The sequence below is a fragment of the Dyadobacter sp. LHD-138 genome (assembly GCF_030929615.1).
GTDB lineage: Bacteria > Bacteroidota > Bacteroidia > Cytophagales > Spirosomataceae > Dyadobacter.
Window position 1 is genome coordinate 249,968 of record NZ_JAVFVU010000007.1, and the last position, 11,735, is coordinate 261,702.

General features: G+C 46.1%; 6 protein-coding genes. 5 read left to right on the forward strand and 1 reads right to left on the reverse strand.

Annotation, left to right across the window (positions count from 1 at the left end):
- Window positions 1–192: 192 nt before the first annotated feature.
- From RB622_RS07680 to RB622_RS07695, 4 genes are all read left to right on the forward strand, one after another.
- A complete protein-coding gene (locus RB622_RS07680) occupies window positions 193–3,606 on the forward strand; it encodes a SusC/RagA family TonB-linked outer membrane protein (RefSeq protein ID WP_308045972.1) in 3,414 nt (1,137 codons plus the stop codon).
- Window positions 3,607–3,626: 20 nt separating this feature from the next.
- The gene (locus RB622_RS07685; protein WP_308045973.1) at window positions 3,627–5,156 is read left to right on the forward strand and encodes a SusD/RagB family nutrient-binding outer membrane lipoprotein; all 1,530 of its coding nucleotides are present in this window, start codon (window positions 3,627–3,629) and stop codon (window positions 5,154–5,156) included.
- A 97-nt stretch (window positions 5,157–5,253) separates the two neighbouring features.
- Window positions 5,254–6,186: an RraA family protein gene (locus RB622_RS07690; RefSeq protein ID WP_308045974.1), complete on the forward strand. Its 933-nt coding sequence runs from the start codon at window positions 5,254–5,256 to the stop codon at window positions 6,184–6,186.
- 81 nt (window positions 6,187–6,267) lie between these two features.
- Complete coding sequence (locus tag RB622_RS07695; protein ID WP_308045975.1) at window positions 6,268–7,752, forward strand: mandelate racemase/muconate lactonizing enzyme family protein; 1,485 nt, start codon at window positions 6,268–6,270, stop codon at window positions 7,750–7,752.
- Window positions 7,753–7,832: 80 nt separating this feature from the next.
- Here RB622_RS07695 and RB622_RS07700 read toward each other — a convergent pair whose 3' ends face one another.
- Window positions 7,833–8,198 (reverse strand): VOC family protein, encoded by a 366-nt coding sequence (locus RB622_RS07700; protein ID WP_308045976.1) that lies wholly within the window; start codon window positions 8,196–8,198, stop codon window positions 7,833–7,835.
- Window positions 8,199–8,376: 178 nt separating this feature from the next.
- On the opposite strand from RB622_RS07700, the gene RB622_RS07705 reads away from it, so the two are divergent.
- Entirely contained in the window at window positions 8,377–11,604 is a 3,228-nt protein-coding gene (locus RB622_RS07705; RefSeq protein WP_308045977.1) for a cyclic nucleotide-binding domain-containing protein, read from the forward strand.
- The last annotated feature ends 131 nt before the right edge of the window (window positions 11,605–11,735 follow it).

The following is an 11,735-nucleotide window of genomic DNA, read 5'->3' on the forward strand; positions in this document are numbered from 1 at the left end:
TTTGACCAAACTTAAAATTCAGGAACCAGTGGTGATTGCGCCACCACCGGCCCCACGCGTCCCCAACGCTATCCGGCATCATCTAAAAAAGATGTAAGGGGACTTTTTTGTCCTATTTTTTTACGAATACTGAACAAAGCAACCAAAACTATGAAAAAAAACCGACACTTGCTTCGGCTCATGTGTAGACTTATGAAAATATCATTCTACCAACTAATACTGGTCTATACCTTTTCAAGCATCGCTTCCGCAACGGTTGTCGATGCCCAGGAAATACTAAATCAGAAGGTAACGATAGAGGTAAATAACCAGGATATGAAAACGGTCCTGACCAAACTGAATAAACTAACTCAGGTACGGTTTACATACAGTTCAGCCCTTATCAATACCCAAAAAAAAGTAACGATCAAAGCCGTTGAAAAGCCGCTTTCAGATGTCCTGGATGAGCTTTTGAGACCGATGAACCTGGGCTACAAACTGGAAGGCAAGCAGGTAATTCTAATGAAGGGCACCCATATCCCCAGCAGTTTTAAGGGCGAATCATTACCCGAAACTTCGTCCATAGACCGTAACATCACAGGAAAAGTAACCGACGAAAAGGGCGACCCCTTGCCCGGCGTGAGTGTGGTTTTGAAGGGTTCGAAATCAGGTACGGCTACCAATACCGAAGGGAACTATCAGCTGAGCATTCCGAACGACAAAACGATTCTGATCTTTTCCTATGTAGGTTATACGCCTGAGGAAGTTACCGTTGGCAGCCGTTCCACCATTGACCTTTCGCTTAAACCTGACATAAGAAACCTGGAAGTGATCGTGGTAACGGCGCTGGGTATCAAACGTGATGCGAAAAAACTGGGCTACTCCACGGCAACTGTTAATACGGAAGAAATTACAAACAACCGGACCACCAACCTTGGGAATAGTCTGCAGGGCAAAGTAGCCGGTATGAATGTTTCTCCCCCGGCCAGCGGACCCGGCGGATCGACTAAAATCCGTATTCGCGGCCAGTCTTCTTTTGGTGGGAACAACTCCCCGCTTATCATCGTAAACGGCGTTCCTATCAACAATTCCAGTGTTTCGGCCGGAGGGTCTAATGGCAATGGAACGGGAAACCCAACCGGTGGTTCCTCTGACGCGGGCGACGGTTTACAGAGTATCAACCAGGACGATATTGAATCCATGACCGTTTTGAAAGGTGCCGCAGCCGCTGCCCTATACGGTTTCCGGGCCAAAGATGGTGCCATCATCATCACAACAAAAACAGGAAACAAAAGCGCTGGCATCGGCGTTGAGCTGAACTCGAATTTCCAGGCACAGCAGGCGCTGGATTATACAGATTTTCAATATGAATACGGTCAGGGAGAATTTGGCAAAAGACCCACGACTGTGGCCGAAGCGCAAAGCTCAGGTGTTTTCGCTTTTGGTGAAAAAATGGATGGCAAGTTAACACCCCAATTTGACGGCTCGATGCAGCCTTATTCACCGAACAAAAACCGTATCAAAGACTTTTATCGTACCGGAACGAGTTTTACCAATTCCGTAGCACTTTCGGGAGGAAACGACAAGGGCAATTTCCGTTTGTCTTTTGCCAATACCGATGCCAATGCAATCGTGCCAAATTCTGACTACCATAAAAAGATTTTCAATCTGGGTTTGAATTACAAATTTACGCCCAAGCTTTCCGTTCAGGTTAACGCCAATTATTCCAACGAATACAACAAAAATCCGCCGCAGATCGGGATTCAGGATATGAATGCCAATACGACGATCTATACGATGGCCACCAGTATTGACGCAAACTGGCTCAAAAACCGCAAAGACGTCAACGGCAATGAAATGCCTTTGGCCCGTTTTACGAACCGAAATAACCCCTACTGGGTTGCTTACGACCGTTTCGAAAATGTAAGACGCGACCGTATCTTCGGAAATACGTCCGTTCGTTATGAGTTCACAAAAGGGCTTTACGTGCAGGGACGTATCGGGCAGGATTATTACACGCGGCCTTACAATTATAACCGTCCAACCGGAACCCGCTCGATCGGCGCGGTAACAAACGGTTTTAACGGATACTATTATCAGGATATTTCTACATTCCGTGAAAGAAACATGGACATTTTGATCGGAGCCAACAAAACTTTCGGCGATTTCGGAATCGATATAACCCTGGGAGGCAACCAGTTGCTTCAGGTGAGCGACAATGTTTCTACGGCCGTTACAAATTTTTATGTTCGTGATTTGTACACGATCGGAAACGGTCAGATTAAAAGCCCGAACTATAATTACAGCAAAAAGAAGGTGAACTCGATCTACGGTTCGGCAGAGCTCTCCTACAAAAACTTTCTCTATCTTAATGTGACAGGAAGAAATGACTGGTTCTCAACACTTAACCCGGAATCAAACAGCTATTTATATCCTTCGGTGAGCGGTAGTTTTGTATTCAGTCAGGCGTTTGCCCAGCTTCCAAACTGGCTGAATTATGGTAAGCTCCGTGCTGCCTATGCGGAGGTTGGCGGTGATACCGATCCCTATTCCAATAATCTTTATTACGCCATTAACGCCAACCCTTTCAACGGCGTGGCGCTGGGAAATATCTCAGGCACGGTCAGTCCTAACGCAAATCTTCGGCCATTAAAGGTAAAGGAGATTGAAGTAGGACTCGAATTTAAAATGTTCGATAGCAGACTGAACCTTGACATGTCGGTCTACCGCAAAAATACCGTGGACGAAATCCTGGATGTGAGCGTTTCGAATACTTCGGGTTTTACGGGAACAAAGGTAAATATCGGTAAACTTCAAAATAAAGGTATCGAGTTTTTGCTGACCCTAGTACCTGTGAGAGCCGAAAACGTTTCCTGGGAAACCAGCTTTAACGCGAGCTACAACATCAGCAAGGTTATTGAGCTTGCGCAGGAACAACCGCGTTTTAACGTTGGACAGGGTGAATTTTTCGGAATCGTATCCCACGAGGTTGGCAAACCGCTGGCTTCGCTTCGGGGCTTCGATTACAAACGGGATGCTCAGGGACGAATTCTTACCGCAGGCGGTCTGCCGCAGCAGGGCAACCTCACCACTTTCGGCAGCGCTATCCCTAAATGGGTGGGTGCCTGGATGAATACGATTCATGTCAAAGGTTTCCGGATTTCTACCCAGGTTGATTTCAAGGCGGGTTACAAAATCATGTCCAATTCCAACCTTAACTTTCTACGTGAAGGGTTGTCAAAACCATCGCTGGTTGGCCGTGACGGAGGTGTACTGCTGGAAGCAGTAAACGCAGACGGAAGTCCAAACGACAAAAAAGTGGAAGCAGAACAATTTTATACCGCTTACCGAAGCACCAACATTGCTACGCCATTCATCTACAACGGCAGTTTTATTCGTTGGAGAACCTTGTCGGTTGGCTATGATCTGTCGCGTTTTGTAAAAAAATCATTCATCAAAGGTTTAAATATATCGGCCATGGTGAACAACGTGTGGCTCATCAAGAAACATATCGATAACCTGGATCCGGAAGCGCAGGTATCTTCATCCGATAACCTTCAGGGCATCGAAACCCACACGCTTCCAACGACAAGAAGCTATGGAATCAACCTGAACATTAAGCTATAATTTTTCACCAAAAAATAGAGATGAAAAAGATACATATATACCTGACAGTTATAGGCCTTTTCCTGGGAGCGGCTTCCTGTGACAGCGGCTTTGAGGATGTGAACAAAAACCCGGTACTGGCAACGACCATCGACCCGGCCTACCTGTTCTCCAATGCACAGTTCAGCTCGGCCATTGCCACTTTGAATTACCAGAGCGAAATTGTCCAGCAGATCAATACACCTTATACGGGCGTGCTTGAAGGCGGAAATCACAACATTGTTTTTGACCCGAACACCAGTGCGAATTTCAACGCGATGTACGGAAGCGGCCCGGTGAATCTGCTGAGCTCCGTGCTCAGGGCTACCAAAGACAATCCTTTACGGGCCAACATTTATCAAATGTCACGGATCTGGAAAGCCTACGTATTTATGTTTTTGGTCGATACTTATGGTGATGTGCCCTATTTTGATGCCGCCAAGGGCTATTCTGACGGAATCAACCTGCCAAAGTACGACGACCAGAAACTGATCTACGACGATATTTTGAAAGAGCTCGATGAAGCCACCAAAGCGCTTGATGCAACCAAGAACATTGAAAGCGGTGATTTGTTTTACAAAGGAAATATCGGACAATGGAAAAAACTGGGTAATTCGCTTTTGTTAAGGGCTGCCATGCGTTATACGAAAATAGACGAAGCCAGAGCGAAAACGTATGTAGCCAAAGCGATCGATCCCGCCAACGGAGGCGTGATGTCTGCCAACACCGACAATGCGTTAATCGCCTTTAACAGCACATTTAACCACCCCAACGCCGGCTTTTTTCAGGGAACTGAAAGAGGTAACGGCTATTTGGGAAAACCATTTATCGATTATCTGAAATCAACCGGCGACCCGCGCACCAGAGTCATTGCCGTAAAATATGAATTTCCTGCCAATCCTATTGCAACGGCGGGAAAGGAAGATACCGACCCGGCTAACCAGCAGGGCGCTCCGTATGGTTATAACGAATCCACGATCAGCACCGAACCTGATTTCCCTGGAAAAAGCGGGGCTGCTTTCAAATATTCGCAAATCAACCGCCGCACTTTGGGCAAGATTGACGCCCCCGAATTTTTCATCACCTATGCGCAAACACAGCTTTTGCTAGCAGAAGCCGCGCAAAGAGGATACATTACCGGTGACGCCAAAACTTATTACGAAGCCGGCGTGCGGGCGCATATGAATCAGATGGCTCAGTATGATGTTTCAGCGGCTATTCCAACGGCCAGTCAGGATGCTTATCTTACTGCAAATCCTTTCGCTGCGGCCACCGCGCTCAACCAGATCAACACGCAATACTGGATTGCCTCATTCCTAAACGGAGCCGAAGCCTGGGCAAATTTCCGCAGAAGCGGCTTCCCTGCCCTGACAAAAAATCCGTATCCGGGCGCTGATCCATCGGTAAAAGATTTCATCCGCCGGTTGGTATATCCGGTTCTTGAAAAATCGGTGAATACCGCTAACTATAACGCTGCTGTCGCCCGCCAGGGGCCGGATGAACTCGGAACGCATATTTTTTGGGATAAATAATTTTAGATTATCCCGTCTGCCCATACTACTGCAAGCGACCTGATCAATCGCTTGCAGTACTCCTGATCAACCAATTTTTATCTAAACCACTTTGCTTATGTTCAAAAAAACAAAACTGCTGCCCGCGTTTTTGCTGCTCTCCTTTTTGTCCAATGCCCAGCCGATTTCTCCGACTGTCGAGCAAATCAAAGCATTGACTGCAAACTGGAAAGGCGAACGCTCGGTGGACGGTCGGCCAAAAGTTTCCGACGCGATTTTAGGTCGGTTGAAAAACATTTCCATTGAAGAAGCCTGGGGTGTGCTGCGTAATAAAGGTTATCAGAACCAGTTTGAAGGTGACTGGATACTGATCCATCCGGACAGTGCCATGACGGGCCGCGTGGTGACTGCCCAATACATGCCACTCCGCCCCGACTTACAGGATCTGATCAAAGAAACGGGTAAAAAAGAAGGCCGCAGCCAGGCCGGCGGCACCAATTCCTGGCCGATCGATGTGCTCACCAACGGCGACGTGTACGTAGCAGACGGTTATGGAAAAATCGCTGACGGAACCCTGATCGGTGATAACCTGGGCAATTCCATTTATGCCAAATCGAAACGGGGGACCATCTTTTACGGCTCCGTACGTGATGTAGAAGGACTGAGTGAAATAGCGGGTTACAATGCGTGGATCAAAGGCTCGGATCCTTCTTACATCCAGCAAATGATGTTAACCGGGATCAATGTCCCCATCCGAATCGGTCGCGCGATCGTATTGCCCGGTGATGTTGTTCTTGCCAAGAAATACGGAACGATTTTCATTCCTTCGCATCTGGTAGAAGACCTTGTCATCACTTCCGAAGTAACCGCGCTTCGTGATGAATTTGGTCATCAGCGCCTTAAAGAAGGAAAATATACGCCCGGAGAAATCGATACCAAATGGACCGACGCCATTTCAAAAGACTTCCTGAAATGGGTTAACGCCTACCCCGGCCGCCTGCCTATGAGCAAAAAGGAACTTGACGATTATTTGAAAGAACGTAATTATTAACCTTAGCCGTCAGCTTTTGGCGTCTGGCTAACAGCTTTGGGCCTTATTCTATTCCAAATCTTCTAAAATATCTTTAAAATCATGAAGAGCATCCTAAATCAGATCATCGCATCCAATAAAGAAGTCGAAAGAGCCGAAAAGCTGGCTACTCAGACTGAAATCAATAACCTGGCAACAAAGGACAGCCGTCGTAACTTTTTAAGAAAATCGGCTGTTGGTGGTATTGCCCTGGGCACTTTTATGTCGATGTCCATTGAAGATACCGTTGCTCAGGCGACTTCCAAAGTAAGCCGTGCTTCAAAACCTTCGGACCTGAAAATCACAGACATTCGATACTGCATAATCCAGAACGTGGGTCGTACGCCGATCATCCGCATTGACACCAACCAGGGTATTTATGGTTTGGGAGAAGTACGTGATGGTGCCGATGAGCGTTATGCGCTGATGCTGAAAAGCCGGCTTTTAGGCCAAAATCCGTGTAATGTTGAGATGCTTTTCAAAACCATTAAACAATTCGGTATGCACGGTCGCCAGGCTGGCGGGGTTTGCGGGATTGAAATGGCCTTGTGGGATCTTTGTGGAAAAGCTTACAACGTTCCATGCTGGCAGCTGCTGGGAGGGCGTTATCGTGACAAAGTAAGATTGTACGCCGACACCCCGGAATCGGATAACCTGGATGAATTCAAAGAAAAAATCAAATTCCGGACCGAAACCCAAGGTTACACCTGGTTGAAAATGGACATCTCCATTGGCATGTTGAAAAACAAACCGGGCGGCGTGGTAAATAATAAAGTCTGGGGCGGCGGATTCTCGCAATGGGCGGGAGATTATTCATCTTATGCCAATACCAAACACCCTTTTACAGCCATACAAATTACACCGCAGGGACTTGAAGAAATGGCGAAAGTCGTGGAAGATGTACGGGGCATTGTAGGCTATGAGATTCCTATTTCTTCGGATCACTATGGCCACTTTGATTTAAACAACGCGATCCGTTTGGGTAAGGCACTGGATAAATACAGACTCGCGTGGCTGGAAGATATGGTGCCCTGGGAGTACACCGATCAATGGAAACAAATTTCAGCCGCTTTGGAAACACCTACACTCACGGGTGAAGACATATACCTGAAAGAAGGTTTTAAAGATTTGATCGAAGGTCGCGCGGTTGACATTATCCATCCGGACCTCGCATCGTCGGGAGGATTACTGGAAACCAAACGCATCGGCGACTACGCCGAAGACCATGGTATCGCGATGGCTATGCACTTTGCAGGATCACCGGTAAGTTTTATGGCCAACGTACATTGTGCAGCCGCCACGCAGAACTTCCTGGCGCTGGAACACCATTCAGTGGATGTGTCCTGGTGGGAAAGTATCGTTAAAACAACCGACGGCCGCAAACTCATTGAAAAAGGATATGCCAATGTTCCTTTGGAAGCCCCGGGGCTGGGCATTGAGCTGGTGGATGAAGAGGTCAAAAAACATCTGACGCCAAAAGACAAAAGTTATTTTGCGCCAACCGACCAATGGAACGACAAACGCTCACATGACCGTTTGTGGAGTTAATTCATAGGAACGAAAAATGCCGCCCGACGTGATCAGGCGGCATTTTCCTTAATTAAAACTGCAAAAATATCTGTTACAATCTAATCATATTGAAGGAACTCGATTCTGTTTTCAAATGGGTCACGGAACGAAAACCGGTTACGTCCCGGAATCGGCGTCAGGTTTTTAACAGGAATACCATTACTTTCCAGAAGCTGACGGCATTCTTCCAGATTTGCAACTTCAAATGCCGGATGACGTTCCGAGGCGTTACTCCCCTGATCTGTCATTAAATGCAACTGAATATTTCCCATCTGATACCATATCGCACCTCTCAAATGCGGTCTTTCGGGATCAATGATTTCCTCCAAACCTAAAACTTCTTCATAAAATCTCCGCGCTTCTTTTTCCCTTCCTTCCGGAAAACAAAGCATCACGTGGTCAATCCGCTTAAAATCAATCTTCATATCTGGGCAATTAAAAATAATGTCTGCTCCGAACCGCTCCTAAAAACTGTAACTTTTAGAATTCTCCGGTCTGTAATCTCAAATTTCTGCAAATTTCATGATAACATGAACAGTTTCTGTTTTTAAAAGGAAGAATTAGTGTTTATTTTACGTAAGTGACGCTAGCTTTTCGATCAATATGATATCAGCCATTACAAAAAGTAGATTTTATCGTACAATTAACCCACAGACGCTTTTATTCTTTTTCCATAACTTCTTTATCAATGTTGGCACAACGCTGGTTTACGTGTCTGCCAATATATTATTACTTGAAAATCACCCTGAATCATCCCTACCCCTTGCCTACATAATCGCTGCGCTGGCTGTTATGGCTGCCGGTCAGCTATACGAACATTACGAACACCACCTTGCACTTGAAAAACTGAGCCTTGGCACGATGCTCTCGTCTCTTTTTCTTGTTCTGGTCGTGATGATCCTGTTATGGATCGGGCATGGAATGGCCATAGCCATCGCCATTATGGTCGGTTTCAGGGTTATTTATCTGCTGATCAACCTGGAATTCTGGGGACTATCGGCCGTTGTATTTGATGTCCGCCAAAGTAAAAGATTATTCAGTGTTATCGGTTCGGGTGATATGCCTGCGAAGGCCCTGGGTGCCGTGCTCGCGGTACTGATTCATTCGCCGTCTGTGCTGATGATTCTTTTGACCCTTTCCCTGGTATGTTTTGCACTGGCATTTTATACCCAAAAATTAACTTTTAAACATACCGCTGTACCCAACCCGCACCATGCCAGACCGCGTCAATCCGGGCTTTCTGATTCGAAACTGGTTCAGAAATATTTTGGCGGGAACAGATTGTTGACCGCATTATGCCTCGGCACCGTTGCCATAGCCGCCGCAGCTACCTGGATCGAATACCATTTTTTTGTCAATGTAAAATATAAATTCCACAGCCAGCACGATACCATTGTATTTGTTGGTTCGCTTTTGACGGCTACCTATGTCATTTCCACCTTCGTCAAACTGCTTTTTTCCGGAAAAATTGTTGAGCGTTTTGGTGTAAAAATTACGTTATATCTGTTGCCATTGACGACCGTTCTCGTATCACTCGGACTTATTGTTTCTTCCTATTTCAGAAAAGACGAACCGTCGTTACTTGTTTATTACTGCATCGCCTATCTACTTTTCGAACTGATCCGAAGAACACTTTTTGATCCCGTTTTTCTTGTACTTTTCCAGCCGCTGTCGACCAAGAACCGGTTGAAAGGCCATACGCTTGCAAAAGGTTTGTATGAGCCACTGGGAATGCTCATTGCCGGGGTTCTGCTCTGGATTATCTACACCATGCAGTGGTCCGATATCGGCTTAACTTTCGACCTTTCACTACTATTTTCCCTTGTCGCGCTTATTATTTTCAGGAAGGCATATAGCCAGTACGTGCTCGAATTGAAAAGTGCGATCAGTAAAAGATTTCTCAAAAGCGGTGAAATGGCTTCTCCCGGCGAGGCGCTTCCGATCATCAAGGAAAACCTTAAAAGCGAGAAAAAAGAGGAAGTGATCAACGCGATTGCCTGGCTTGTCAAAAACAAGCCCAATTCATTTTCAAAAAATGTGGAGCTTTTGTTGAAAAACCCGTCGGAGCTGGTACGACTGAAAACGCTGGAAGCCTTGATTGAGACCGGGAATTACCAGCCGTCGCAAGCATTCTATCAATATATTGAAAACGAAGCAAATACACCTTGTCAGACTCTTGCCGTGCAGATTGCCAGCGCCTCGGAAGTAATGACACAGGAAAAACTGGGTCAATACCTTTCGCATCAGGATTTGGATATTGTTCGCGGCGCTGTGCTAGGCGCCAGACAGTCGGGCAAGTCCGCAACATTGGTCCGCCAAACCATACAGGATTTATTCTCGTCGGATAATATTGAATCTCAGCTTACTGCGCTCGATTGTGTCGAAGGACTTGATGTTGACACTTATAAATCGCAGATCAGGAATTCGCTTAAAAGTGAAAATACAAGAATCAGGCAACGGGCTATTGAAATCGTTGGAACGAACGGGCACGCAGATCTGATTAGGGAAGTACAACCATTTCTTTCAGGAAAATTGTCAAAAACGGCAAGTCTTGCTTTGGTTAAATCCGGTCATGCGGGTGTCAGCATTTTGCAGGATTGGGTTCAATCGACAAGTTCTGAGAAGGAGATTTATACATTTTTAAGGGCTGCGGAAAAACAGGCCAATCCGGCAATACAGCCCGTGCTCTTTGATTTCACGAGCCGCATCTATACAACAAAAGGCGATGCTGGTGCTCCCACATTACGCTTGCATACGGCTGCATTGCGTGCATTGTCACATCAGGAGCTGACGACTGACCAGAAACTGGTTGTCAGGAATTATGTTGATATTGAACTGCTGCATGCATACCAGATTTTAAACGCGACTGACGAAAAGATCGGAAACGAGACTTGGAATGCTGCGCTTCAATATGAATTGCAACAGGTAAATCAGCGGCTGTTCTACCTGTTTATGCTGTTGTACGATAAGGACACTTTGCAAAATGCCTGGAAAGGTGTACGGCATGCATCGCAGGAAAAGCGGGCCAATTCGCTGGAAATGGTTGAAAGTTTGTTGCCGCGAGAGCTATATCCATGTTTAAGGGCGCTTTTTGAAGTTATTCCGTTGCAGAAAAAACTGGATGCTTTGCGTCAGTATTTAAATATTCAGGACGTTCCGGCGCAACCCTTTGTTTCCTACGTTTTATCACAAAAAGAGCAATATTTCACAACCTGGACGATCGCGCTGGCTATCGGAAAATGGACGCCGGAAACTGCCGGAATCAGTAACCTTGAAATATTTGCTGGCCACCCGGTCCGCTTGCTTCGTGAAGCAGCCAGGACTGCTTATCAAAAATTCCCCATACAGAAATTTACCAGTCAAGACGAAAAACGCATGAAACATACTTCTGAATCTTCCCAGCAAATCTCTGAAATGGAGCGTGTTATCGTTCTAAAAAACACGAAATTATTTTCACAAACGCCTGAAAACGTGTTAAGTTCAATCGCCCCAATCATGAAAGAGGTGACGTATCAGGAGGGACAGGAAATATTTGCCAAGGGGGATACCGGCGACAGTATGTTTATAATCTATTCCGGTGAAATCGGCATTTATGATGGCTCTAAACAACTGGCTTTGTTTGATAAAGGAGAGATATTCGGGGAGCTTGCCTTGCTGGATACCGAACCAAGATCGGCCTCTACAGTCGCTGAATCTGATGTGCTGTTGTTCCGGGTTGATCAGGAAGATTTCTTTGAGCTGATGGAAGAGCGGGATGAAATTTTACGAAATGTACTGCGTATCCTTTGCCAGCGCATCCGGGTGCAAAATGAAAAAATGCGCCTTGCCTAAATCCTCGGATTAGGCCTTCCTTGAAAATTCTCCAATCGATCTCCTTGGCTCATATTTCCAGGATTGGATTGGGGAGTTTTAATTTACGATTGGGTGCGGCGTATCGGGAAAGTACAATTGTGTCGACTTAA